Genomic DNA, 25,731 nt, shown 5'->3' with positions numbered 1-25,731 from the left:
TTGATCCGCATGGCATAGATTGCAGGCGGTTTCATAACAGGGGCTAGCAGAGAAATAGGGCAAAATTGCGTAAACTTCGCGCCATATTAAGGCGCGGATTTGTGGACTTTCCGGCCAAGATTGGCGTGTTTTATCATAAATTGCGCAGCTTGTCGCGTCACTGGATGTGAGGGCGGGGTCATCATCAGGCGGCCAAACAACGCACGAAAAGGTTCTTTTTGCAGCAACTGGCTAAATCTGGAGCTGCGCCAAGAAACTGAGTCCTCGTGCATCTGTGCCAGGGCTGGATCGCTTTTGAGCGCCTTGAGAGCGGCATTGCGCGGTCCGGCGAGGGACTGGATTGTGAGGTCCTCCTCAGTGTTGAAATTCCGCTCCACCCAATAGTCCAGCCCCAGCAAATCATCGCTGTGCACAGCGCGGCCGCGGTCAGCTTTGAGGACGTAGCTCTCCATCGCGCCAAGGGGGTAGTGGTTGAGCTGGACGAGGCCGTAATTATCCTGCCCGAAATTCGAGAATATACGTTTGGTGGCGAATTGCTCCGGCAAGACCGTTCCATTTCCATCATACCAACGTGCTTTGGCCAGCTTTTTCTCATTGCTGTCGCGGGGGCGATGAACCCCTGGTTTTTTATAAACGCCATCGTTGCGGTATAGCGTTTTGAACATCGATGCACGCCAGGGCCAGTACAATACAGCGGGCGCAGCGCGGGTGAATGTCTCAAGCACGGGGGTATCGGCGTAGCGTACTTGCGATGCTGCCCCGAAGAGCCGCCATGTCAGGGTGATCGCTGTGGCGTCTGGGATGGCTGTGTGAAGGGCAGAGAGCGTGTGATCGCCGCAATGTATGTTTACAAACTCATCAACATCGAGCGGAAGGATCCATTCAGCTTTTTTCACAAGCTCATGTTTTGCAGCGGCTTTCAGCGCTGTAAATTGAATGCCGCCTTTATCAAAAGGGCCATCGTTGCGGATATGAGTAACATGCCCCAGCTCCTGTAAACGGTCCAGCATCACATCGGTACCGTCCTGGCAATCATTTGAAAAAATCAGGAAATGGTCAAACCCTACAGCGCTGTGATGGGCAAGCCATTCGAGTAGAAATGCCGCCTCGTTGCGCACACATAGTATTGCAAGGTGGGACATTACCATGCCCGCCTGAATGACACGACTTTTTGCGTCGAGCCGCGCGCGTAATAGGCCAGTCCGGCATCCATCATCGCGCGGAACACTGCGTTCACGCCTTCCGGTCCGATATATTGCGGATGGAGTTCAATCATTGCGCCGCGCAGTCTGCTGAGGTCAAGCTGTGGCAAAAGATGCGCTTCTGCGCCCTCAATGTCGGCAATCAGAATGGTCGGTTTAATTTCATTGAACACCTTCGCCGCATCGAGCACGTCAACCTGAACATGTTCGGTGTTCTGTGGTGTGTCGCCCTCAATTGGGGCCATGGAGGAGGACAGCAGATTGCTACGTACATAAAAATCGGCGCTGCCGTTAGCATCGCCCAGAATGGCATGGGTCACGTGGGCGTTTGTCAGGCGATTGGCCGCATGCACGGACTGAATGTACGGGATCAATGCGGGATTTGCCTCGAACGCATAGACGCCCTTGATCGCGCGGCGGCTGGCGACCAGCGTAGACATAAAACCGATGCCTGCACCCAATTCGATTATTGTATCGTCGTCACGCACCAGTTTGAGGGCGCATGACGCCTCTTTTGCTTCATACCGGTTTTCGCGCAGGGCGGCACGCAGTTGACCGGTGATAAAACGCCCGTCTTTGGGGAATTTAAGGCCTTTTGACATTACAAACTGATCCGCAGATTGACTACCGTCTGTCATTCAGCTCTCCAGATCGAGGGCAAGTGCATAGGCCACGCGCTCTGTCTCGGTCAGTTTAACAGCAAGAGCTTCTTTGTAGAGATCTGAAAATTCGGGGTTCTCATGCAGTTCTGCCGCTTTTGCACGGTGCCATTCAAGGCCACTGTTGTGCCAGCCGCGCAGGGTATTGTCGTGCATAAGGCGGTCATATTCGACCCGCAGGCGCGGGGTGTTGCGTTTGATTGTTATGTCGCGAAAATCGGACCAGTCCATGCGGATCCAGTAATTGATCCCGATAGATCGGTCCACGTGCAGAGCGCGCCCGCGCTGGCGCTTGATGAGGAAGCTCTCGGCGGAGCGCAAGGCGTAGTGGTTAAGCTGAAGCAGATCGAAGCCCACATTGTTCTTGGACGAGCGCCAGCCGTTTTCGGCAACGTCCTTGGTCATGTCGCGGCCTGATCCGTTGATCCACTTAACCTTTTTCTGAAATCCGTCCACCAGCTTGTTGGGACGGTGGCACGATATTTTTTCATAGGCACCGATGTTTTTGAACATCGTTTTAAAGCCCCAAACGGTATGGGGTTTGGGGCAGTATTTGGGGGAGCAGGTGTCGAACTGTTCTACCACGAAATCATCGCTGAGCTTGGTAACACCGTTATGGCCGAACATGCGCCATGTCATGGCGACATTGGTGGCATCGGGCACCGCGGCAAAGAAGTCCTGCAAAGTGCCGTTACCGCAGCGGACATTCATAAATTCATCAACGTCGATGTGGATGATCCATTCGGCATCTTTGATCAGCGGCTCTTTGAGGGATTGGTTCAGCGCGTATTGCTGGGGTGAATTGCCCTTCCAGTCATCATTGTTGCGGTGCTGGAGCACGCCCATCTCTTGCAAGCGGTCGAGGATCTCTGCGGTGCCATCCTCGCAACCATTTGTGTAAATGAGGAAGTTATCGACGCCCATAGCACGGTGATAGGCTACCCATTCAACGATGTAAGGAGCCTCGTTTTTCATACAGCCGACGATCACATTTCCGGTGTTGCCCTTCGACAGCTCGCGGGGTGCGATAGGGGTGTAGGCAGCGGCGATGGCTTCCTCATTGACAGAGCCCATCTTGTTGTGAGGGGCAAAAGAAGAAGTGCGCAATTTTTCGAAATTCTGCACAGCCAGCGGCGGCATGATCGTGCGCGCATAGGCCGAAAGTCCGTCGGGGGCGTCTGCGGGACTGCGCGGGCTTGCGTCGGGTTGCGGCGCTTCCGGGGTGTTGCTCACGGTACCTGCCAGCCGGTGTAGATCGGCGGCGCGCTTTTGCTTTTCTTCGGTGGTGGCCTTATCGATGCGCCACATATACCCCAGCAAGTATTGGGATGGGCGAAAGCCGTAGAGCGGATCCGCCTCCTGCCATTTGCCTTTGGAGGGCAGCGCTTTGAATGTGTCAGGATGCAAATTCGGGTGGTTTTCAAGCAGGGTTTCGACGCCCGCGGTGAAATGGTTTGTCACGGCTCCGAGGGTCGCAATGTCCAGGGGCGAGCCATCCACAGCAACATCCTGTACAAAGCTGCGCCACAGTTGCCGCGGCAGAATCCGCTGCCGGCTCGCCAGCAGCCGAAGGATTAGCGCGTTGAGCTGCCGACCTCGGCTCAGTGCGGCGTCCGGCAGGGGCGGTGCAGGGACCATCTCCTCCACTTTTCCAAAGTTGTTTTCGATGCCAAAAGCGGTGGCGATATCATCTGCCACATGCGCGGAGGCAAAGCGGCCTTCATCGTAGCTGTGGAGATGCACATTACCGGTGCCAAATGTCCCTTCCCAAAATCGCACAAGAGCGGGCAAATCGATCCAGTGATTGGGCGCTTGCGTTTCGGCAAAAACACCTGCGGCGGGGTCAATTTGCGGGCAGGCATCAAGTGCCGATTGCCACCAGTCACTGGCGCCCGCCAGATCAACCTCAGCCTGCAAGGAAAGGCCGCGACCCTCGAGAATCTGCCCCCCGTACGCCCGCGCAAGCATACGTGCAGGTAGATCCACATGGGCGATGATTGTGATGTCTTGGGACAGTGGCTTGAGTAGGTTGAGCAATCGCTCAAGTTCGGAGGCTGTGCGCAGGCCGGGTCCGAGCTGCGCGCAAGACAGGATCAATGTCTCAGGTTTCTTTTGATCTACTTCGCGGGTCAAATCGCCAATCAGGTCATCGCGTAGAGCCGCCTGTTTTTGCGGCGTGATGTATCCGCGGTTAAAACGAAGGGGATCTACATGGCCCGGGTCGGTGACGGCCATGAACAGGCGCGTGTGGTTTTTATTGCCGGGGCTGCGCGCAAACACGACGCCTTCGCGGCCCAACTGCTCGCGCTTGTCCGCCAGAACCGATTGCACCCGCGATGCGCTGACCTCTTCGGGGCCGATATGGATGAAAATACGCATCAGCCTGCCTTGTGTCCGTTATTCGTGTTGATCTGGCCCCACCACGGCAAGGGCGTTCCGATATGCGCAGCGATGGTATTTTGTACCGCATCATCGGTGACGTCATATTCCAGAAATGCGCTATCGCCGGCAAAAATGGCGCGCAGATGCGCATAATGGCCGTCAATCCACTGGATCCGCTCGCGGGTCGTGTCGCCATAACCTTCGGGCAGGCCGGGGACGTTGGACGTGGGCAGGCGTTCAGTGCCCAGATCTGACCACGCCAACATGGATTGGGACACGTCCCAACTGTCACGACGTGAGGCCAGAAACCGGACTTCGGGGTGGTATTTGCGGATTGCATCAATGAGGCCGAAATCCATCTGGGGCCAGAGGGATTTGCCGTTGCGCAGGCAGCTCAGCTCGGTTAGGGCCGTGAAGTCCTCGAAAAGCTCGGCCGGATCGCCGCTTTGAAAGTATCCTTGATAGAGGAGGTCCGCGACAAAAGCGTCTTTGAGCGTTAGGGTATCAGTCTGGCGCGGCCTGATGCGGTGATCCGCAACACGGTAGCCCGCAATTTTGAGCGCACGGCCCAGCGTGGTGGTCCCCGTCTTTGGTAACCCGAGATTGACAACCCTAAGCGCGCTCAAATGATTTCCTCCAACAGACCCAGATCGCGCAGCATCGCCTCCTCCTGTGGCGGCAATTTGTTAGCGTGGCGCAACTGGTTCTGCATCTCGCGGTACTCCGGCTGCATCAAAAGCGCATCTCGGCGCGCTTTATGGGCAGTCACACAAGCATCGTGCAAAGCACCGATGTTGCCTTGCTTCTTCAGCCCTGTAATCCGTGCTTCAAGCGCGGGTAAATAGCGATGGATCGATCTATCCTCCCAAGCGGGGTCATTACGTTCGCGCCAATAGGTATCGTCAAAGGCGCGGTTCTCTCGGTTCACATCGCCACGGTCATTTTTGACCAGATAACTGTCGAGGCTGCGCAGAGCGTAGTGGTTGAGCGTTGCGTGCAACCGCGATCCTGTTGCGGGAAACCGGCGGATGCGGCGCGGATTGGCCGCGACCAAAAACCGGTGCTGGACATCGCGCCCTGAACCGTCGGTCCAGCGTGGCCGCTGTTTTTTCTTCACATTTGCCTTAAAGAACGGGCGATGCGCGCCATAGTAATGTAGGGGGAAATCCTGCCGCACCAGTGATTTAACCTCAATCGCGGCTTCGCCGCACCACATGTCGGGGTTATGGCTTTTTGTGAACTGCTCGATCACCGGGCGATCTTCGAATGCGCCAACATCATCATTAGCAAAGAACTGAAAGTTCAGGCTGATTGCCTGTGGATCGCCGCAAGCGTCAATAAGCGCGGCAAAGCTGTGATCACCGACGTGGATATTCGGAAATTCGTCAACGTCGGCAATCCAGACCCAGTCGGCGTTTTGCACGACCGGTTGCCCCTTTGCATCCTGCAGTGCCTCCATCTGGTAATTGCGACCCTCAGCAGGGTTGGGCAGATGCGTCACATGCCCAAGCGCTGCCAAGGCATCCAGCAAAGTATCAGTGCCATCGTCACAATCGTTGGAATAGAACAGAAAATCGGTCACGCCGATGCACTGATGAAATGCAATCCACTCCAGCAAGAATGGTCCTTCGTTCTTTACGCAAGTGACTGCTGTGATCGCCAGATCACCCGCCATAACAGCCTCCCGAAAAGGCTGTCGCATAATATATTGCAGTAAACATGTCCGCCTCATTACAGGGTTATCGTACCGATATGGCCGCCAACCTCTTATTATCTCGATAAAGGATGCCAGTTTGCATGAATCCCGTCAATCTTTGCCATGCCTTACGAAGCAGGGCCGTGACATATCTATCATTGGCGTCTTGACGCTCGGAGCGTGCAATGGCCTTGTAAGGTCACCACGACAGGGAGCGCGCGGGACATGGCCGATATTTCATCAATTGATGCAGTGCAGCAGATGCTGGCCGAGCAGGGGTATGTCTGCGGGCGGCCGCTCGCCACTGTTGTTTTTCTAAGTTTGAAACTGGGCCGTCCGTTGTTTCTCGAGGGGGAAGCCGGCGTTGGAAAGACCGAGATCGCGAAAGCACTGGCTGCCAGTATGGGGCGCCGTCTGATCCGGTTGCAGTGCTATGAGGGACTTGATGCGTCCTCTGCGGTATACGAATGGAATTTCGCCGCGCAGATGGTTGCCATCCGAACTGCCGAGGCCACGGGTAGCGCGGACCGAAAAGCCCTCAACGCGGAGCTTTTCAGCGAGGAGTTTCTGATCGAGCGCCCGCTTTTGCAAGCGCTGCGCCCTGACGTGAATGGCCCGCCGATTTTGCTCATTGATGAGTTGGACCGTACCGACGCGCCATTCGAAGCATTCTTGCTCGAAGCGCTTAGCGATTTTCAAATCACGATCCCAGAAATGGGCACGATCAAGGCCCCAGAACCGCCAATTGTTATCCTGACCTCCAACCGCACACGCGAAGTGCACGACGCGCTCAAGCGCCGTTGCCTCTACCATTGGGTCGATTACCCTGATTTTGACCGCGAGATGGATATTTTGCAGGCCCGAGCGCCAGAAGCATCCGAGGCGCTAAGCCGCGAAGTTGTGGCGTTTGTGCAGCGTCTGCGGACGGAGGATCTGTTCAAGAAGCCGGGCGTTGCCGAAACCATCGACTGGGCAAAATGTTTGCTGGCGCTTGATGTTCTCACCCTCAGCCCCGAAGTAATCGCTGACACATTGGGGGCGGTCCTTAAGTATCAGGATGATATTGCGAAACTGCAAGGGTCCGAGGCAAAGCGCATTCTCGATGAAGCAAGGGCCAGCCTTGACGCATGACCGCTTTTTTCCATTTTTCAGTAAACCTAGTTTATCCGTTACAGACAGTGCGGACTTTGGATTATGGTTGAACACATTCCTCTGGAGCTGCCAGATAGCCCACGCCTGACAGGAAATATAACGCACTTTGCCCGCGCGCTGCGCAGGGCTGGACTTCCTATCGGGCCGGGGCGGGTAATTGATGCGATCCGCGCTGTCGAGGCGGCGGGATTCACGGAAAAACGTGATTTTTACTGGACACTTCATGCCTGTTTTGTGAACCGGCCCGAGCATTCTACCATCTTTGCACAACTTTTCCGGCTTTATTGGCGCGATCCGCGGTTTTTGGAGCATATGATGGCAGCGATGTTGCCCGCCATACGAGGGGTGCAGGAAGACCGCCCCGCGCAGGCGGCTGAAAAGCGGGCGGCAGAGGCGCTTTTGGATGGGGCGGAGGCGCCGCCGCGAGAGGAGGAGGGCGATCCACCCGAGAAAGAAACAGTGATCGAGGTCGACGCCTCGCTGACGATGTCGACATCGGAACGCTTGAAAACGCTGGACTTTGAGCTGATGAGTCTGGCGGAAGTCGCACTGGCAAAGCGGATGCTGGCGCGGTTGAGTCTACCTGTCAAACCGCTACCCTCGCGGCGCTCTAGCCCGAGTTTCGGGCAAGGGCGTGTCGATGCTGCAAGATCCCTGCGCGCGGCCCTGCGACGCGGGGGCGAAATGGATATGCTGGCGCTGAAAAAGCCCAAGCCGCGTTGGCCCAATCTGGTCGTACTGTGCGATATTTCCGGCTCGATGAGCCAGTATTCGCGCCTTATCCTGCATTTTCTCCATGCTGTTGCAAACGAACGTGGTGCGGGTTGGGCACAGGTGCATGCCTTTACGTTTGGCACACAGCTCACGAATATTACCCGGCATCTGCGCACCCGCGATGTGGATGCTGCGCTCAAGGCGGCGGGCGCGCAAGCGCAGGACTGGGAGGGCGGTACGCGGATCGGTCAGAGCCTTGAGGCTTTCAACCGCGATTGGTCGCGCCGCGTGTTGGGCCAAGGGGCGGTGGTGCTGTTGATCACAGACGGGTTGGACCGTGATGCGCCAGATGCATTGGCGCGTCAGATGCAGCGGCTGCATCTGTCGGCGCGGCGAGTAATCTGGCTTAATCCGCTTTTGCGTTGGGACGGGTTTGCGCCCAAGGCGGCGGGCATCCGCGCCATGCTGCCCCATGTAGACAGCTTTCGCGCAGGGCATTCGATTGCCTCACTTGAAGCACTCGCCGCTGCGATCTCAAGGCCTGATGATGCGGGCGAGAAAACGCGGCTGATGGCAATGATGGAGGGGGAGTAGGGGGCGCCGCTCAAAAGCTGTTTTCACAGCCGCCCCCAAGATTTAAATAACAGAAATGTCGATCAGGTAACCGTGCTGGCGAAGCTGCCACTGTAGATATCCGACAGGCTGGACAAGGCAGCACTGCTCGTCCCGAAGCTGAGGGTATCGCCGCCAAAAACCCCGACATGGCTGAGCACAAGGCCACTCGCTTCTGCGGCATCACGCAGTTTTGCAATGTTAGCCGGTGTGCCTGCAATGAGATAACGGCCCTGATCTTCTCCGAACAGCGGGGCAGTCTGCTCCATCTCGATTGCGAGGCCTAGATTGGCATGATGAGCCATCTCGAACCCTGCTAGTGCTAGCCCTCCATCTGAGAGATCGGTACAGGCGGAGATCAGCACATGGTGTGCGCGGATAAAGTCGCCGTGCAGCGCTTCGGCCACCAGATCGACGGGAGGGGCATCGCCCTCAATCCGCCCGAAGGCTTCTGCGAGGAGAGCGGATTGGCCAAGGTGGCCCTTTCCTTCGCCCAGAACAACGGCATGATAGCCTTGCTGAACGTCAAAGCCGATTATGTCGCTTGATTTCTTGAGAATGCCTACCGCGCCGATCGTCGGTGTTGGAAGGATCGCGGATCCATCTGTCTCGTTGTATAGTGAGACGTTGCCGGAAACGATGGGCATGCCAAGAGCGCTCACAGCCTCACCGATGCCCTTGATGGCGCCGACAAACTGGCCCATGATTTCAGGCTTTTCTGGGTTTCCGAAATTGAGGTTGTCGGTTGTGGCCAGTGGTGTGGCACCCACGGCCGTCAGATTACGGTAAGCTTCGGCCACAGCCTGTTTGCCGCCTTCGACAGGGTTCGCTTTGACATAACGGGGGGTCACATCCGACGTGAAGGCCAGTGATTTATCCGTGCCGTGAATGCGGATGATTCCAGCGCCCCAGCCCGGTGTGCGGGCCGTGTCGGCCATTACCATTGTGTCATATTGCTCGTAGGCCCAGGCCTTGCTGCCATAGTTCGGAGAGGCAAGCAGCGCTTTGAGACCTGTGATCGGGTCGATCGCGGGAACATCGGATAATGCTGCGGCTTTTGGCGTTTCAACCCAAGGGCGGTCGTATTCAGGGGCGGTCCCGGAAAGAGCTTTGAGCGGCAGGTCTGCTTTTATCTCGCCGTTCAGGCGAATGAGAAAGCGGTCCTCGGCGATGGTTTCGCCCACGATGGCAAAGTCGAGGTCCCATTTGTCAAAAACGGCCTTTGCCTCCTGCTCCAGTTCGGGGCGCAGGACCATTAGCATCCGCTCTTGCGACTCCGAGAGCATCATTTCGTAGGCTGTCATGTTCAGCTCGCGGGTGGGAACTTTTTCAAGATCGAGGATCACGCCAAGGTTACCTTTGTCGCCCATCTCGACCGCCGAGCATGTGAGACCTGCTGCACCCATGTCCTGAATCGAGATTACAGCGCCAGTTGCCATCAGCTCGAGCGTTGCTTCCATCAAACGCTTTTCGGTAAAGGGATCGCCGACCTGCACGGTAGGGCGCTTTTCCTCGATGGTGTCGTCAAATTCGGCTGAGGCCATCGTCGCCCCGCCCACACCGTCACGGCCAGTCTTCGCACCCAGATAGACGACAGGCATGCCAACACCTGAAGCTGCGGAGTAGAAAATCTTATCGGTGTCTGCGAGGCCTGCTGCGAATGCGTTTACCAGACAATTTCCATTATAGGCTTTGTCAAAGCGGATCTCGCCGCCGACGCAAGGCACCCCGAAACAGTTGCCATAGCCACCCACGCCTGCAACCACACCGTGGACGAGCTGCTTGGTCTTGTGGTGTGACGGCTCGCCAAAGCTGAGCGAGTTCATCGACGCGATCGGGCGTGCGCCCATTGTGAAGACATCGCGCAGGATGCCGCCAACGCCTGTGGCCGCGCCCTGATAGGGTTCGATGTACGAGGGGTGGTTGTGCGACTCCATCTTAAACACAACCGCTTGACCATCGCCGATGTCGACCACGCCTGCATTCTCGCCGGGGCCGCAAATTACTTGGGGACCCTCTGTTGGCAGGGTACGCAGCCATTTTTTGGACGATTTATAAGAACAGTGCTCGTTCCACATCGCGGAGAAAATACCAAGTTCGGTAAAGCTGGGGGTGCGCCCGATCAGATCCAGGATGGTCTGGTATTCGCTGTCACTCAGTCCGTGGGACTTGATAATTTCGGTCGTGATTTCCGGCTCTGACATGGTCGCGCTCCCCAGTGGTTCGTGAACGGTATGCCCGAAACGGACGGGCATTGAAACTTGGCCCATCACATACGGCAGGAGCGTGCAGGGGGAAAGGGGGTTTGCAAAGGTGTTGAGCAGTAGGAGATGGAAATGCAGCTCCCCCGTGCGCAGGAAAAAAAGTGCCGGGCACAAAGGCCCGGCAAAGTCCAACAGGGAGGTGCAAGGCAGGCACACGAGGTGCCGCAATCCTTACAATGGTCAGGTAGGCCGCGCTTTGCCTGATTTCAAGGCAGATTCTGAACGGCTCGAAGCATGACCGCTATGCGCTTTATGCATAGCTGCGTTGCTGCTGCGCTAACTGCTCTTGAGTTGTTTGCGGTAGGAGATGATTTCGTCTTGGACAAAGTCCTTGAAGGCAGCGACACGTTTGGATTGACGCAGCTCTTCGGGGTAAGCGAGAAAAACCGGCACTTCGGCTGATTCTACATCCGGTAGCACCCGCACCAGATCGGGGAAATCCTGTGTCAGGTAATCAGGCAAGACACCGATCCCGAGATTGTTGAGCACTCCCTGAAGGACGCCGAAATAGTTATTCACTGTCAAAAGGGATTTTATATCGTACATCAGCAATTGCTGGACGAGACTTAGACCGGCACCGACCTGATCGCTCGACGGACTTTGACAGATCAAGCGATAGTTCGAGATATCCTCGATCGCTGTGGGCGCGCCATTGGCTTTGAGATATTCAGAGCTGGCATAAAGGCACATGCGCACTGTCATAAGCCGTTTCCGCACAAGATCGGCCTGTGAGGGCTCTTTCAGTCTGATAGCTACGTCTGCCTCGCGCATGGGCAGATCAAGCACGCGCTCCTCGAGCATCAGATCAACCTTGAGATCGGGATATTTATCGTAGAGCTTTGACAGGCGCGGCGCGAGCCAGAGGGTACCAAAGCCGGTTGTAGTGGTAACACGTAATTCGCCGAACACTTCTTCCTCGCTGTCGCGTATGCGAGCTGCGGCAGCATCAAGACGTTTGTTCATGGCGCGGGTGGCATCAAACAACAGTTCGCCCTGTTCGGTTAGAATCAGGCCACGGGCATGACGGTGGAACAGGTTGGTGTTCAGTTGCTCCTCCAGCCCGCGCACCTGACGGCTCACAGCGGATTGTGACAGGTTCAGCTTGTCGCCGGCATGGGTAAGTGACCCTGCATCAGCTACCGCGTGAAAAATCCTCAGTTTGTCCCAGTCCATGATCCGCCTTTCGTGTTATTACCGTTCTACCGGATTTCCGCCGCTGTACCCAGCCCTAACCATAGGGGAAAAATATGACGAATGCATTATATGCTATACAGGTCAGTATATGTGACCTATTGTGCTCCTAAACCAAGCATGCTGATATGGGGCAACGCTGTAGGGCTGTGCCTTTGGGTTCTGGGAGGAATACCATGACAACGCAAAAGATTTCACTGAATGACCGCTTTGATCTTGAGAAAAGCCCTGTTCTTTTGAACGGGACGCAGGCGCTGGTGCGGGTGATGATGATGCAGGCGGCGCGTGACAAACGTGCGGGGCTGGACACTGCCGGTCTGGTGACGGGCTATCGCGGATCGCCTCTCGGGGCGGTGGACATGCAGATGATGCGTGCCGAAAAGCAATTGACCGAACATGGTGTTACGTTTCAGGCGGGACTGAACGAGGATCTTGCGGCCACGGCGCTGTGGGGGGCGCAGCAGGCAGAGGTGCGCGGCGAGGGAAAGTACGATGGCGTTTTTGGCCTGTGGTACGGCAAAGGGCCCGGTATTGACCGCTCAGGCGACGTGATGCGTCACGCTAACATGGCAGGTAGCTCCAAGCATGGTGGTGTAATCATGGCCATGGGCGACGATCACACGGGCGAATCTTCGACGGTGCTGCATCAGTCTGATTTTGCGATGATAGACGCGTACATGCCGGTGCTGTCGCCCGCAGGGGTTCAGGAGATCCTCGATTACAGCCTCTATGGCTGGGCGCTGTCGCGGTATTCGGGGCTTTGGGTTGGTCTCAAGACGATGAAGGACACGGTTGAGGTCACATCCGTGGTGGATGGTAACCCGCACCGGATGGAATTTGTCACGCCGGAATTCGAATTACCCGAGGGTGGCCTCAACATCCGTTTGGTGGATGAGCGGATCGCGCAAGAGGCGCGGCTGATTGACTACAAGCGCTATGCGGCGGAAGCCTTCAGTCATGCAAACAATATGGACAAGCGTATCTGGGGCAAGCCGGGCGCCAAAATCGGGTTTGTTGCGGCGGGCAAAAATTATCTTGATCTGGTGCATGCGATGTCATTGCTCAACATTGACGCGGCAGAGGCCGAGCGGTTGGGGATCACAACCTATAAGGTGGGGCAGGTCTGGCCGCTGAATATGAGGGGTTTTCATGACTGGGCCGAGGATCTCGACCTGATCATTGTGATCGAAGAAAAGCGCAAGCTGTTGGAAGTGCAGATTAAAGAAGCGCTATTTGACGATGACATGAAACATCGGGTGTATGGCGGGCGCAAAAACGGGGCGGAGTTCTTCTCGGCGCGCTGGGCGCTTGATCCGCTCGATATTGCTGAAAAGCTGGGCAATGTTCTGTGCGAAGAGGGGCGAGGCACGGATGGTATCCGCGCAGGTCTGGCGGATCTGGCAGATGCACGGCGTGCGGATAACGCCGAGGAGCTGGCGGGTCGTTTGCCTTATTTCTGTTCCGGTTGCCCGCACAATTCCTCGACCAAAGTTCCTGAAGGCAGTCGTGCCTACGCAGGCATCGGATGCCACTTCATGGTTCAGTGGATGGACCGCGAAACGCTCGGCTTTACCCATATGGGGGGAGAGGGCGCGAACTGGATCGGGGAAGCGCCGTTTTCAAAGACGCCGCATGTGTTCCAGAACCTTGGCGATGGAACGTACAATCACTCGGGCGTTCAGGCGATCCGTGCGGCCATCGCAGCCAAGACGAACATTACGTATAAAATTCTTTATAATGATGCCGTTGCCATGACAGGGGGTCAGCATAACGAAGGCGATCTGAATGCGCCGCGTATTGTGGCTGAGCTCAAGGCAATGGGGATCAAGAACCTTGTCGTCGTTTATGACGAGAAGGAGGATGTTGATTTCGGTGCGTTCAAGGGTGTCGAGACATTCGAGCGGGCGGAATTGCAGAATGTGCAGACGCGTTTGGCAAAAGTCGAAGGCGTCAGCGCTATCGTTTACATCCAGACCTGCGCCGCAGAAAAGCGCCGCCGGCGCAAGCGTGGCCTGTTTCCCGATCCCGACAAGCGGATGTTCATCAACACGGACGTCTGCGAGGGCTGTGGCGATTGCGGCGTGCAGTCGAACTGCGTGTCAATCGTGCCGGCAGATACCGAACTGGGTCGCAAACGTGCGATCGACCAGTCCTCTTGCAACAAGGATTTCTCCTGCGTTAACGGATTTTGTCCGTCTTTTGTGACGCTGGAGGGGGCCAAGATCCGCAAAGATCCGACGACAGAGGTGAAAATACCCGATCTGCCGCTGCCTACGCTTCCTGCGATCAAAGGGACCTATAATGTTGTTATCACGGGTGTTGGTGGCACCGGGGTCGTGACCATCGGTGCGGTGCTGGCGCAGGCTGCACAGCTTGACGGCAAAGGTGCCGGTATGATGGAAATGGCGGGGCTGGCGCAAAAGGGCGGTGCGGTGAACATCCATTGTCGTCTCGCCGAGCGTCCCGAAGACATTTCCGCCATCCGTGTTGCCACAGGCGAATGTGATGCGCTCATTGGTGGCGACCTTGTGACATCTGCGGGCAATAAAACGCTGGGCCTTACATCGGTTGGGCGCACGGGTGCTGTGGTCAACAGTCACCAGATCATTACCGGCGATTTTACCCGCGACACAGAGTTCAAGATGCCGTTTGACCGGTTGGAACTGGCGCTCGAGGCGAGGCTCAAGGATGATCTGTCCATGTTTGACGCCTCCGACCTGGCAAAAGCAACGCTGGGCGACAGCATCTATTCCAATATGATGATTTTTGGTGGCGCATGGCAGCGCGGGCTCATCCCGCTGACGCTGGAGGCGGTGACCCAGGCGATCACTCTCAACGGCGCAGCGGTAGAGCGGAATTTGCGTGCATTCGAGATCGGGCGCTGGGCGGTGCTTTATCCGGCGCAGGCGCAGGCGGTGCTGACGCCCAACGTTGTGGCACTGCCGAAGACTTTGGACGAGAAAATCGCATTCAGGAAGGATCACCTGACGGCCTATCAGGGTAAGCGGCTGGCGAAGCGTTATGCCAAAATGCTGGACATGATCGCGGACACCGCGGTGCGTGAAGCGGTTGCCGAAGGGTATCACAAGCTGCTGTCGTACAAAGATGAATACGAAGTTGCGCGTTTATTGCTGACGAGCCGCGAGAAGGCGCAGGCGGAGTTTGAGGGCGATTTCAAAATGTCTTTCAATCTTGCGCCGCCGTTGTTGTCGAAGATGGGACCCAACGGGCGTCCGCTCAAGCAGGAGTTTGGTCCGTGGTTGGAGAGGCCTTTGCGCCTTATGGCCAAGCTGAAGGTTTTGCGGGGTACAGCGCTGGATGTGTTCGGCTACACAGCCGAGCGGAAAATGGAACGCGCTTTGATTACGCAATACGAGGCCGATATGCGCGATGTCTTGCCATCGCTGAACGACATGACACGCGATGCCATTACAGCACTGGCATTATTGCCCCTGCAGATTCGCGGGTTTGGTCCGGTGAAGCAGGCCAATGAGGCGAAAGCCGCCAAGCGCCGTGAGGAACTGTTGGGTGTGATCCGCGCCGGCGGTGCACCGCTGTCGCGGGCAGCGGAGTGAGGGTGCGTAGCACGACAGTGATGGATTCCGCACGCAAAGCCGCGTAAGCAGGGCAAAAGCACCCGTCTGGATTGGTTGGTACGGGCATTGAAAGTGAAGGCGGCAGTGTCCGGTAAACGCATATGGCAGTAGGTATTTTCGACAGTGGCTTGGGCGGATTGACAATATGGGAGGCTGTGCAAAAGCGTCTACCCGATCAGGAATTTGTCTATCTCGCGGATAGTGCGAATGCCCCCTACGGCGTACGCAATGCCGACGACATCTACGACCTGACTGTCGCTGCCACGCAACGCTTGTTTGATGCGGGTTGTGATCTGGTGGTGTTGGCCTGCAATACAGCCTCGGCGGCAGCCTTGCGGCGGATGCAAGAGGGCTGGGTTCCACAGGATAAGCGGGTTCTGGGCGTATTTGTGCCGTTGATTGAGGCGCTCACCGAGCGGCAGTGGGGTGATAACTCCCCCCCCCGTGAGGTAGCGGTGCAACATGTGGCATTGTTTGCGACACCTGCCACTGTTGCAACACGCGCCTTCCAGCGTGAGCTGGCGTTTCGGGCCATAGGTGTTGATGTGGAGGCGCAGGCCTGTGGCGGTGTCGTCGATGCCATAGAGGATGGCGATATGATCCTTGCCGAAGCGATGGTGCGCAGCCACGTAGACGCGCTCAAACGCAAAATGCCGCACCCGCAGGCGGCAATTCTGGGTTGCACGCATTATCCGCTTATGAAGGCGACCTTTCAGGAGGCGCTGGGCGCGGATGTTACCGTATTCAGTCAGGCTGATTTGGTTGCAGAAAGCCTTGCTGATTATCTGATGCGCCATCCGGACAAGTCCGGAACCGGCAATGGCGCTTTCCTCACAACAGGTGATCCCAAGCGGGTCAGCACCCGGGCCACACAGTTTTTGCGACGTGAGATGACTTTTACTGCGGCGTGACGCAGAAATGAAATTGACCGCATTGAACCCGCATTCAGGACTTTAGACATGACATATAACATCGCAATTCTGGGCGCTTCCGGCTACACCGGAGCAGAGCTTATTCGCCTCATCGCGGGGCATTCGTCGATGAAGATCAAAGCGTTGGGTGGGAACTCCAAGGCGGGTCAGAGAATGGCATCCGTGTTTCCACATTTGCGCCATATGGATCTGCCGGATTTGGTTACGATGGAAGAGATCGATTTTTCACAGATTGATCTTTGTTTTTGCGCGCTTCCGCACAAGACCTCGCAGGAAGTCATTGCCAAGTTGCCGAAGACCCTGAAGATAGTAGATCTTTCGGCCGATTTCCGGTTGCGGGACCCTGAGGAATACCAGCGCTGGTATGGCAATCCCCACGCCGCGATGGAGCAGCAAGCGGAGGCGGTTTACGGCCTGACCGAGTTCTACCGCGACGAGATCAGGGCAGCCCGTCTGGTGGCGGGGACGGGATGTAATGCCGCGACAGGCCAGTTTGCATTACGGCCGCTTATCACGGCAGGCCTTATAGATCTGGACGACATCATTCTGGATCTGAAATGTGCGGTGTCAGGTGCGGGACGTGCGCTCAAAGAAAACCTTCTGCATGCGGAACTCTCAGAGGGATATCACGCCTACGCACTGGGCGGAACGCACCGGCACTTGGGAGAGTTCGATCAAGAGTTCTCGGCGATCGCAGGACGGCCTGTAAAGGTGCAGTTCACGCCCCATCTGATGCCTGCCAACCGCGGAATTCTCGCCACGGTTTACGTTAAGGGTGACGCACAGGCCATTCACAAAGCTTTGCAATCGACGTATGTTGAAGAGCCCTTCATTGATGTGTTGCCTTTTGGTGAGGCACCATCCACCCGCCACATCCGTGGATCGAACTTTTGCCATATCGGTGTGACAGGCGACCGCATTGAGGGCCGTGCCATAGTTGTGGCAGCACTGGATAACCTGACAAAAGGTTCGTCTGGTCAAGCGTTGCAAAATGCCAATCTGATGCTAGGTATCGAAGAGACAGAGGGCCTGATGATGGCGCCGCTGTTCCCCTAATCCGAAATGAGGTTCCGATGAAAAGCCTGAAAAAACAGCGGCGTATTCAACTGATTGCCGTGGCAGTTGTGGCTTTGATCGGATCGACCGCACTGATCGGGTATGGGATGCGCGACGGGATCAACTTTTTTCGCGCGCCCAGTCAGGTGATGGCAGAACCGCCAGCCCCTTCAGAGGTTTTCCGCATCGGGGGACTGGTCGAGAAAGGTACATTGCGGCGAGGTCAGGGAGAGGAGATAAGTTTTTCCGTGACCGATGGCGGTGCGAGTGTGCCTGTAACCTATACAGGGGTGTTGCCTGATCTGTTTGGCGAAAACGAAGGCATGGTAGGCACCGGAAGATACATTAACGGCGTATTTCAAGCGACTGAAATTCTTGCCAGACATGACGAGACCTACATGCCTAAAGAGGTTGTTGACGCACTTAAAGCACAAGGCGTTTATAAAGAACCTGAAAGCTGATACCGTACGCTCCGGTGAGCGGCTGTTAACATTGTTCAGGCCAGATTTCCCCCAGCAATGAGGGGAAAGCCATGCAGATACTTGTGTCACCGGATGTCAGACATACCGCCGAAGGAATTGTCGCGCGAGAGGGCGGATATGTGAACGATCCCGATGATCCGGGCGGGGCTACGAATTTCGGCGTGACAATCCACACGATGCGGCGGCTCGGCCTCGATTTGGACCGCGACGGTACAATTACCTCCGCCGATGTGCGCCGGCTGACACGGGTACAGGCAGTTGATACTTTTCTCGAACACTATTTTAGTCGTCCGTTGATTGCGGAACTGCCGCCGCCGCTTCAGGCGACAGTGTTCGATATGTATGTCAACGCAGGCAGCAATGCGGTGAAGATTCTGCAAGGGCTGCTGTTTGAGATGGGCTACGATGTGACTGTCGATGGCGCATTGGGACCACAAAGTCTGGCTGCTGTGCGCGCGGCATACCGTGCTGGGCCGGATCATCTGATCAATGCCTACGGGATTGCACGCCGTAATTATTACTTCCGGCTGGCAGACAGGCGCACGGCGAGTCGTAAGTACGCGCGCACTCAGGCAGGTGGGAAGGGCGGTTGGATCAAACGGGCAGAGGAGTTTATCGCACCGAAATACCACCTCACAGCAGAGCAATTCAAAGCAAGGACAGCACAATGGGTATGATCGAGAATCTGTTCGGGACATTATTTGGCGGAGACCGCAATCTGGTGCGCGACACCGTCGAAGTATTTCGCGAGAATGCAGAGGCAGGTGCGGACCGAGGTGCCAAAGCGCAAAGTCAGGCGATGAACCAATACGGCGAGGAGTTCAGCGCGCCGGTGAAAGGCGGGTTTGACAAGTTTATGGACGGGGTAAACCGGTTACCCCGTCCTGCACTGGCGCTAGGGACGCTTGGGCTGTTTGTGTCGGCGATGGTGGCGCCGCTGTGGTTTGCGGAGCGTATGCAGGGCATTGCCTTGGTACCGGAGCCTCTTTGGTGGTTGTTGGGCGTCGTTGTGTCATTTTACTTCGGGGCACGTCATCAGGTGAAAACCCAAGAGTTCCAGCGCAGCATTGTCGAGACAGTAAAACTGGCACCTAAGGTTGTGGAGAACATTGAGATGATTTCCAGACTGAGGTCTGATTCTGTAGGAGTTGCCAGCCCCGGCTTTGATGCGCGCCTGAGCACGCAGGCGCTTGGAGCGGAGGATAATCTGGCACTGCGCGAATGGCTTGAGGGGCGGTAAGGCTGCGGCTGTTTGACCATATGTTTTCAAGCGGAATGTGATTGGAAGAACAGTCTGCTGCGGCTATGAAGGATACATGATTACAGAACTTGGACATTTCGCCCTCCTGCTCGCCTTCGGTGTTGCTGTGATTCAGATGATTGTACCACTGGTTGGGGCCGCCAAGGGGTGGTCCGGCTGGATGGCCGTCGCGGAACCTGCTGCTACGGTGCAGTTTTTGCTGGTTGCAGCATCCTTCGGCGCGCTGACATGGGCCTTTGTCACCTCCGATTTTAGCCTGTCTGTTGTCGTCGCGAACAGCCACTCTATGAAGCCGATGATTTATAAAATCAGCGGAACATGGGGAAATCACGAAGGCTCGATGCTTTTGTGGGTGCTGATTGTGGCGCTTTTCGGGGCGATGGCTGCGTGGTTTGGCGCGCAACTGCCAACGACTCTGCGCGCAAGGGTGCTTGCAGTGCAGGCCTCGATTGGGGTCGCTTTTATGGCATTTATCCTGCTGACCTCAAATCCGTTTGCCCGCATGGCGGTCCCGCCTTTCGATGGTCAGGACTTGAACCCACTTCTGCAAGATCCGGGTTTGGCATTCCATCCCCCCTTTCTATATCTGGGTTATGTGGGCCTCAGCATGGCGTTCAGCTTTGCAGTCGCTGCCCTGATTGAGGGGCGGGTAGACGCCGCATGGGGCCGGTGGGTGCGTCCATGGACGCTGGCTGCGTGGATATTCCTTACCATCGGTATCGCACTCGGATCATGGTGGGCCTATTACGAGCTTGGGTGGGGCGGCTTTTGGTTCTGGGATCCGGTTGAAAACGCAAGCTTTATGCCATGGCTGCTGGCCGCAGCCCTCCTGCACTCCGCTATTGTGGTGGAAAAGCGCGAGGCGCTTAAAAGCTGGACTATTCTGTTGGCAATCCTTGCTTTCGGCTTTTCCCTGATCGGTACCTTCATCGTCCGCTCGGGTCTGCTGACTTCGGTACATGCTTTTGCGAATGATCCCGACAGGGGGGTATTTATCCTCGGGATCATGGCGTTCTTTATGGGGGGGGCGCTTATTCTGTTTACAGTGCGCGCAGGCGCGATGCAGGCAAAGGGCGTTTTCGGCCTTGCCAGTCGCGAGAGTGCGCTGGTTGTGAACAACCTACTTTTGGCAGTCTCGTGCTTTGTTGTGTTTGTGGGGACCATGTGGCCGCTCCTGGCGGAGATGTTTTTCGATCGTAAGCTGAGCGTGGGCCCACCGTTTTTTGACGCTGCCTTCACACCGTTTATGGTGCTGCTGGGAATCGCACTGCCCATTGGATCGAGCATGCCGTGGAAGCGGGCAAGTATGTCGCGTGCCCTATACCCCTTGCGCTATGCGTTTGTTGCCTGTTTGGCGATTGGTGGTTTGGTATGGGCGATGCAGACGGGCCGTAGTCTGATCGGGCCGGTTGGCATGTTCCTTGGTGCATGGGTTCTGATGGGGGTCGTCATTGATCTGGCACAGCGCACGGGGCGTGGGCCAAACCGTTTGCGCCGCCTGTTCCGGTTGCCGGGGGCAGATTGGGGCAAAGCGACTGCTCATGCGGGGCTTGGGATCACCATTCTCGGCGTGGCAGGTATTTATGCTTGGACAGTCGAGGATATTCGCGTGGCGCAGATCAATGTACCATTTGAGGTCCACGGATACGAGATGGTTCTGCGTAGTGTGACCAATAGCAATGGCCCTAATTATGTCGCAACGACCGCCGTGATAGACGTGACGCAGGACGGTAAGGAAATTGCAACGCTGGCACCCGAAAAACGGTTTTATCCCGTTGCACAGATGCCAACAACCGAGGCGGCTATTCATCAGAACTGGAAGCGCGATCTGTATCTTGTGATCGGAGACGAACAGGAGAATGGCGGCTGGGCTGTGCGGACCTATATAAAAGTCATGACCAGCTGGATCTGGGTCGGATGTGCGCTTATGGCGCTTGGAGGGCTGTTTAGTCTGCTCGACCGCCGTTTCCGCGTCGGCGTAAGTGCACGCAAAGAAAAGCGTGCGGCGGTGCCTGCGGAATGAAACGTCTGATCCTAATTCTTGCTCTGGTAGCGACGCCTTTGTTTGCAGTCGAGCCAGATGAAGTTTTGTCCGACCCTGTGTTGGAGCTCCGTGCACTTGAACTGTCCAAAGGGCTACGATGTCCGGTTTGCCAAAGCGAAAGCATTGATGAGAGTAATGCGCCCATTTCGAAAGACCTGCGCCTTCTTGTCCGCGAGCGACTGGTTGCGGGTGATAGTGATCAGGCGGCACTAAATTACATCGTGGCGCGATACGGCGAATTTGTCTTGCTCAAACCCACATTCGGTGGCGCAAACTGGCTTCTCTGGGCGGCTGGACCGCTGATGCTGCTATTAGCGGGTGTTGTAGGTGTGAGTTATGTGCGCGGCCGTGCCGGTGCTAAAGCGCCTCAAGACGATGCTCTGAGCGCGGATGAAGCTGCGGCCCTGCGCGACATCCTGAACAAGTAACGCCCCGTTGCGCTGGAAGGTCCGGGCACTTGTGATAGTGTCGGCGCAAACGTCGAAACCAGCGAGGGCGCTATGGACTACCAGACAATTACCTACGAGTTGAATGATGGCATGGCTGTCATCACTATGGATCGCGCAGACAAGTATAACGCGTTAACCACACAGATGCGCGCCGAGATAGAGCATGCTTTCAAGCAGGGTGGCCGTGAGGCGCGGGTGGTCGTGATCACGGGCGCAGGCAAGGCGTTTTGCTCAGGTCAGGATCTAGGTGATGCAGCGGCAAGTGGATCGATCGATTTGGAGCGCACACTTCGTGATGAATACGCACCGATGTTGCGCGCAATTTCGGGCTGTCCGGTGCCCACAATCGCAGCGGTCAATGGTGCGGCGGCGGGGGCAGGGGCCAATCTGGCGTTGGCCACGGATGTGGTTTTTGCAACTCAGAGTGCGTATTTCTTACAGGCCTTTACCCGCATCGGCCTGATCCCGGACGCGGGTGGAACATATAGCATGCCGCGCCAGATGGGCATGGCAAAGGCGATGGGGGCAGCGCTGTTTGCAGATAAAATCAGTGCTCGGCAGGCTGACGACTGGGGTATGATCTGGGAAGCAGTGGAAGATCACAAATTTAACGCACATTGGCGCGCTAAGGCCGCGCATCTGGCTGCAGGCCCAACTGCTGCTTATGCTGCTGTGAAAACAGTGCTCCGCGAAAGCTGGAACAATGATTTTGAGGACCAGCTGACCCTCGAAGCGCAAGAACAGGGGAAATGTGGAAATTCGCGTGATTTCAAGGAAGGGGTGCTGGCCTTTATGGAGAAACGGCCCGCCTCTTTTGAAGGACGCTAATCTTACTACATAAAAAAGGCCGCTGCACCAATGATGCAGCGGCCTTTTTTAGCGAATATAGTTAGCGAATATAGAACGCAGATGTTATGAATGAACGCCGCGCTCGACCAGCAAAACATCAGAGGGGTTGGGCGCATCGCCTGACGCCCGTGCAACGATTGCAACTGCAATACCGTCTGCAAATACCTGATGCACCGAACCTGACACCTGTTTGATCGTGATTTTCGGAGGTGTTTCGCCTTTGTCGTAGACCACTGCGATGTGGTCCATTTCCTCGTCACTGTCAGGAACCAGCGCACCTTGGGGGCCTCGCTCGCACTGTGCCTGAGGAGGCATCAGACTTTTCGCTTGGGACCACTGATAACGCCGGTCGTGAAATGTCGTAAGGGGCATGGGGGGAACTCCTTTCGGGTTAGCATTCAGATTTTGTGAGGGGCAGGGTAAGTGCCACCCCTCAGATCAATCTTGATCAGCTGACAGTCGCAGCAGGTGCTACTGCAGGTGCGATAACTACGGGGTTGGGATCGAACAGTGTTTCAACCTCAGCCTCCGAGATCAGCGTAACATCGGCCGCTGTAATGGACCCTGCGGTGCCCGTTACCCGTGCAAGAACATTGTCGCCGAGACGGATAACCGAGTCGCCCGCTTCGTCGGTTACAGAGACTTCAAGATCTGTGTCCACATCGTCGACGATGATGGTCAGCGCATCAGTATCCAGTTCGAAGTTTACAATGGTCGGTGCCATCGTGCCGTTCTGTTCCGACATGATGTGGAACGTATCCGCACCCTCGTTGCCGTCTGCAATGTCGCCCGAGCCGAGGATCAGGTTATCATCGCCTGCGCCACCGCTCAGCGTGTTACCCACACTGTCATCACGCATATCGATGCCGTCTGTAACGTCATACATTGACGCGCCATCACGCAGTGCAGTCATCTGATCGAGGTTCAACGGCAGACCCTCAAGGATACCACCAAATACGAGATCATCGCCTTCGCCGCCGTTAACCATGTCACCGCCACGGCCGCCAACGACAGTATCATTTCCTTCGTCACCGTTCACAGTATCGAAGCCGTAATCGCCAGAGACGAAGTCGTCGCCACCCTGACCTTCGATCAAGTCCTGCCCGACGTTGCCTGTGACAAAGTCATCGCCATCACCGGAACACAGCATATCATCGCCATCTTCACCTTGCAGAATGTCGTCACCGTCGCGGCCAAAGATTGTGTCATTTCCGGCGCGACCATTCATTACGTCATCGCCTTCGAGACCGTCAATAAAGTCGCTGCCTTCGGTACCCTCAAGACGGTCGCCTTCTTCGGTGCCTTCCTGCTCAACAACTTCTTCTTCGTCGTCGTCTCCGTTTAAACCAAAGCCCAGAATGGCTAGCGGCAGTGCGAATGAAAGTAAAAGTAGCATAACCATATCCTCTATATGACGTTCTTATATTATGGATACGCAGTGTTTTCAGGACCGGTCAAGCTTGCCTTAATCATTGTGGCCCCTGCCGAAACAATGCCATAATTTTGCCCAGTTTTTAGTTTTTCTGTTTCGATTGTGGCAAGTCCGCTGTGCATAATCCCGCCTATTTTTGGTGATTATACGGTAGGCGGCTTAGGGAGCAGCAGGCAAACATGAATGATTCGTTCGCACCCGGAGGCTAGGCCGCTCTTTCAGTGTCCCTCGGCAATCTGCGCAGCCGCGCGGATATGCACGGCGCACTACACCTAGGACACTGGGGCAATACTACTGGGCATAAAAAAACCGGAAGCGCATCGCATCCGGTTTTTGAGGTATTAACGGCAACGAAAAGCTTAGCGCTTTTCGATGTCCACATAGGCGCGTAAATCCGCACCCTGATACAATTGACGCGGACGGCCAATTTTCAGTTGTGGATCATTAAGCTGCTCTTTCCACTGAGAAATCCAGCCAACGGTCCGTGCCAGCGCAAAGATTGGCGTGAACATCGATGTCGGGAAGCCCATCGCTTCCAGAATGATACCGGAATAAAAGTCGACATTCGGGAACAGCTTCTTGTCCGCGAAGTACGGATCCTCCAGCGCCTGTTTCTCCAGCTCTTTGGCGACTTGCAAGATCGGGTTGTTCTCGACACCCAAAAGCTCAAGCACCTCGTCGGCGGATTGCTTCATAACAGTGGCGCGCGGATCAAAGTTTTTATAGACGCGGTGGCCAAAGCCCATGAGGCGGAAGGGGTCGTTCTTGTCCTTGGCGCGGGCAATAAACTCAGGGATACGGTCCGGCGTGCCGATTTCCTTGAGCATTTCGAGACACGCTTGATTTGCGCCGCCATGGGCAGGGCCCCAAAGACACGCAATACCCGCCGCGATACAGGCAAACGGGTTCGCGCCGGAGGAGGACGCCAGCCGCACTGTCGATGTCGATGCGTTCTGCTCGTGATCGGCATGTAGCGTGAAAATCCGGTCCATGGCGCGGCTCAGAATTGGATCGACGACGTAATCCTCGGCTGGCACAGAAAAACACATGCGCAGGAAGTTGGACGCGTAATCCAGATCGTTGCGCGGATAGACGAACGGCTGGCCGATGCTGTATTTATAAGCCATCGCAGCAATCGTCGGCATCTTGGCGATCAGACGGATCGAGGCGACCTCGCGCTGCCAAGGGTCAGCAATATCGGTGCTGTCATGATAAAACGCGGACATCGCACCGACCACGCCCACCATAGTTGCCATCGGATGCGCATCGCGGCGGAAGCCACGGAAGAAATTGTGCATTTGCTCGTGGATCATGGTGTGATTGGTCACCAGAGCTTCAAAATCTTCGAGCTCTGCGGGTGAGGGGAGCTCACCATTGAGCAGCAGATAGCAAACTTCGAGATAGTGGGATTTTTCCGCCAGCTCGCCAATGGCATAGCCACGATGGGTCAAAATCCCCTCATCACCGTCAATGAAGGTGATCGTGCTATCGCAAGATGCTGTCGACGTGAAACCGGGATCGTAGGTAAAGACCCCTGCCTGTGCATAAAGCTTGCGGATGTCGATAACGTCAGGACCGGCTGTAGGTGTGAAAATCGGCAGTTCTACCGTTTTATCTCCAATTGTCAGCGTCGCGTGTTTTGTACTCTCGGCCATGCTTGTCCCCTTCTAGGTTGGCTGTGGGTGCCTGTCGGCAGCCCGGTCTGCGACGGGTCTGGCCGTTGCATCCTTATATTTCTTATCCACTACATCCTAATGA

21 protein-coding genes are annotated in these 25,731 nt (G+C 56.1%); 11 read left to right on the top strand and 10 right to left on the bottom strand.

The window, feature by feature from the left end; genetic code table 11:
- Window positions 1-86: 86 nt before the first annotated feature.
- Genes C8N30_RS00805 through C8N30_RS00785 form a run of 5 tightly spaced genes read right to left on the bottom strand, consistent with a single transcriptional unit; the run spans window position 87 to window position 5,906 of the window.
- Window positions 87-1,142: a glycosyltransferase family 2 protein gene (locus C8N30_RS00805; protein WP_025062588.1), complete on the bottom strand. Its 1,056-nt coding sequence runs from the start codon at window positions 1,140-1,142 to the stop codon at window positions 87-89.
- The gene (locus C8N30_RS00800; protein ID WP_025062587.1) at window positions 1,142-1,840 is read right to left on the bottom strand and encodes an FkbM family methyltransferase; all 699 of its coding nucleotides are present in this window, start codon (window positions 1,838-1,840) and stop codon (window positions 1,142-1,144) included. The genes C8N30_RS00805 and C8N30_RS00800 overlap by 1 nt, the downstream gene beginning before the upstream one ends.
- Complete coding sequence (locus C8N30_RS00795; RefSeq protein WP_025062586.1) at window positions 1,841-4,240, bottom strand: glycosyltransferase family 2 protein; 2,400 nt, start codon at window positions 4,238-4,240, stop codon at window positions 1,841-1,843.
- Window positions 4,240-4,869 (bottom strand): sulfotransferase, encoded by a 630-nt coding sequence (locus C8N30_RS00790; RefSeq protein WP_025062585.1) that lies wholly within the window; start codon window positions 4,867-4,869, stop codon window positions 4,240-4,242. The genes C8N30_RS00795 and C8N30_RS00790 overlap by 1 nt, the downstream gene beginning before the upstream one ends.
- Window positions 4,866-5,906: a glycosyltransferase family 2 protein gene (locus tag C8N30_RS00785; RefSeq protein WP_025062584.1), complete on the bottom strand. Its 1,041-nt coding sequence runs from the start codon at window positions 5,904-5,906 to the stop codon at window positions 4,866-4,868. Before C8N30_RS00785 ends, C8N30_RS00790 begins: the two co-directional genes overlap by 4 nt.
- 258 nt (window positions 5,907-6,164) lie before the next feature.
- On the opposite strand from C8N30_RS00785, the gene C8N30_RS00780 reads away from it, so the two are divergent.
- Together C8N30_RS00780 and C8N30_RS00775 are read left to right on the top strand one after the other, a co-directional pair.
- Window positions 6,165-7,070 carry an AAA family ATPase gene (locus C8N30_RS00780; RefSeq protein WP_025062583.1) on the top strand — a complete coding sequence of 302 codons (906 nt, stop codon included), beginning with the start codon at window positions 6,165-6,167 and terminating at the stop codon, window positions 7,068-7,070.
- Window positions 7,071-7,133: 63 nt separating this feature from the next.
- Window positions 7,134-8,399, top strand: coding sequence for a vWA domain-containing protein (locus tag C8N30_RS00775; RefSeq protein WP_025062582.1), 1,266 nt, complete (start codon window positions 7,134-7,136; stop codon window positions 8,397-8,399).
- A 62-nt stretch (window positions 8,400-8,461) separates the two neighbouring features.
- Here the strand turns inward: C8N30_RS00775 and purL are convergent, their stop codons facing one another.
- Both purL and C8N30_RS00765 read right to left on the bottom strand, forming a co-directional pair.
- Window positions 8,462-10,621 (bottom strand): phosphoribosylformylglycinamidine synthase subunit PurL, encoded by a 2,160-nt coding sequence (gene purL, locus C8N30_RS00770; RefSeq protein ID WP_025062581.1) that lies wholly within the window; start codon window positions 10,619-10,621, stop codon window positions 8,462-8,464.
- A gap of 336 nt (window positions 10,622-10,957) precedes the next feature.
- Window positions 10,958-11,854, bottom strand: coding sequence for a LysR family transcriptional regulator (locus tag C8N30_RS00765; protein ID WP_037967936.1), 897 nt, complete (start codon window positions 11,852-11,854; stop codon window positions 10,958-10,960).
- A 194-nt stretch (window positions 11,855-12,048) separates the two neighbouring features.
- On the opposite strand from C8N30_RS00765, the gene C8N30_RS00760 reads away from it, so the two are divergent.
- The 9 genes from C8N30_RS00760 to C8N30_RS00720 all read left to right on the top strand — a co-directional run bounded on the left by C8N30_RS00760 (window position 12,049) and on the right by C8N30_RS00720 (window position 22,520).
- Complete coding sequence (locus C8N30_RS00760) at window positions 12,049-15,447, top strand: indolepyruvate ferredoxin oxidoreductase family protein (RefSeq protein WP_025062580.1); 3,399 nt, start codon at window positions 12,049-12,051, stop codon at window positions 15,445-15,447.
- A 122-nt stretch (window positions 15,448-15,569) separates the two neighbouring features.
- Window positions 15,570-16,379 carry a glutamate racemase gene (locus C8N30_RS00755; protein ID WP_025062579.1) on the top strand — a complete coding sequence of 270 codons (810 nt, stop codon included), beginning with the start codon at window positions 15,570-15,572 and terminating at the stop codon, window positions 16,377-16,379.
- Between the two features lie 48 nt (window positions 16,380-16,427).
- Window positions 16,428-17,456 carry an N-acetyl-gamma-glutamyl-phosphate reductase gene (gene argC / locus C8N30_RS00750; RefSeq protein WP_025062578.1) on the top strand — a complete coding sequence of 343 codons (1,029 nt, stop codon included), beginning with the start codon at window positions 16,428-16,430 and terminating at the stop codon, window positions 17,454-17,456.
- A gap of 17 nt (window positions 17,457-17,473) precedes the next feature.
- Window positions 17,474-17,917 carry a cytochrome c maturation protein CcmE gene (gene ccmE / locus C8N30_RS00745; protein ID WP_025062577.1) on the top strand — a complete coding sequence of 148 codons (444 nt, stop codon included), beginning with the start codon at window positions 17,474-17,476 and terminating at the stop codon, window positions 17,915-17,917.
- A 71-nt stretch (window positions 17,918-17,988) separates the two neighbouring features.
- Window positions 17,989-18,615: a holin-associated N-acetylmuramidase gene (locus C8N30_RS00740; protein ID WP_025062576.1), complete on the top strand. Its 627-nt coding sequence runs from the start codon at window positions 17,989-17,991 to the stop codon at window positions 18,613-18,615.
- Window positions 18,606-19,178: a holin family protein gene (locus tag C8N30_RS00735; protein WP_025062575.1), complete on the top strand. Its 573-nt coding sequence runs from the start codon at window positions 18,606-18,608 to the stop codon at window positions 19,176-19,178. Before C8N30_RS00740 ends, C8N30_RS00735 begins: the two co-directional genes overlap by 10 nt.
- Before the next feature lie 76 nt (window positions 19,179-19,254).
- Window positions 19,255-21,222: a heme lyase CcmF/NrfE family subunit gene (locus C8N30_RS00730; protein ID WP_025062574.1), complete on the top strand. Its 1,968-nt coding sequence runs from the start codon at window positions 19,255-19,257 to the stop codon at window positions 21,220-21,222.
- The gene (locus C8N30_RS00725; protein WP_025062573.1) at window positions 21,219-21,671 is read left to right on the top strand and encodes a cytochrome c-type biogenesis protein; all 453 of its coding nucleotides are present in this window, start codon (window positions 21,219-21,221) and stop codon (window positions 21,669-21,671) included. The genes C8N30_RS00730 and C8N30_RS00725 overlap by 4 nt, the downstream gene beginning before the upstream one ends.
- Before the next feature lie 72 nt (window positions 21,672-21,743).
- Complete coding sequence (locus C8N30_RS00720) at window positions 21,744-22,520, top strand: enoyl-CoA hydratase-related protein (RefSeq protein ID WP_025062572.1); 777 nt, start codon at window positions 21,744-21,746, stop codon at window positions 22,518-22,520.
- Window positions 22,521-22,604: 84 nt separating this feature from the next.
- Here C8N30_RS00720 and C8N30_RS00715 read toward each other — a convergent pair whose 3' ends face one another.
- The 3 genes from C8N30_RS00715 to C8N30_RS00705 all read right to left on the bottom strand — a co-directional run bounded on the left by C8N30_RS00715 (window position 22,605) and on the right by C8N30_RS00705 (window position 25,628).
- Window positions 22,605-22,913 carry a hypothetical protein gene (locus C8N30_RS00715; protein WP_025062571.1) on the bottom strand — a complete coding sequence of 103 codons (309 nt, stop codon included), beginning with the start codon at window positions 22,911-22,913 and terminating at the stop codon, window positions 22,605-22,607.
- Window positions 22,914-22,989: 76 nt separating this feature from the next.
- Window positions 22,990-23,937, bottom strand: coding sequence for a calcium-binding protein (locus C8N30_RS00710; protein WP_025062570.1), 948 nt, complete (start codon window positions 23,935-23,937; stop codon window positions 22,990-22,992).
- Between the two features lie 395 nt (window positions 23,938-24,332).
- On the bottom strand, window positions 24,333-25,628 hold the full coding sequence (locus tag C8N30_RS00705) for a citrate synthase (RefSeq protein WP_025062569.1): 1,296 nt from the start codon (window positions 25,626-25,628) through the stop codon (window positions 24,333-24,335).
- Window positions 25,629-25,731: the final 103 nt, after the last annotated feature.

The organism is Sulfitobacter guttiformis (assembly GCF_003610455.1).
Lineage (GTDB): Bacteria > Pseudomonadota > Alphaproteobacteria > Rhodobacterales > Rhodobacteraceae > Sulfitobacter > Sulfitobacter guttiformis.
Note: the sequence above shows the minus strand (reverse complement) of the source record. Positions and strands in the feature narration are given on the sequence as shown.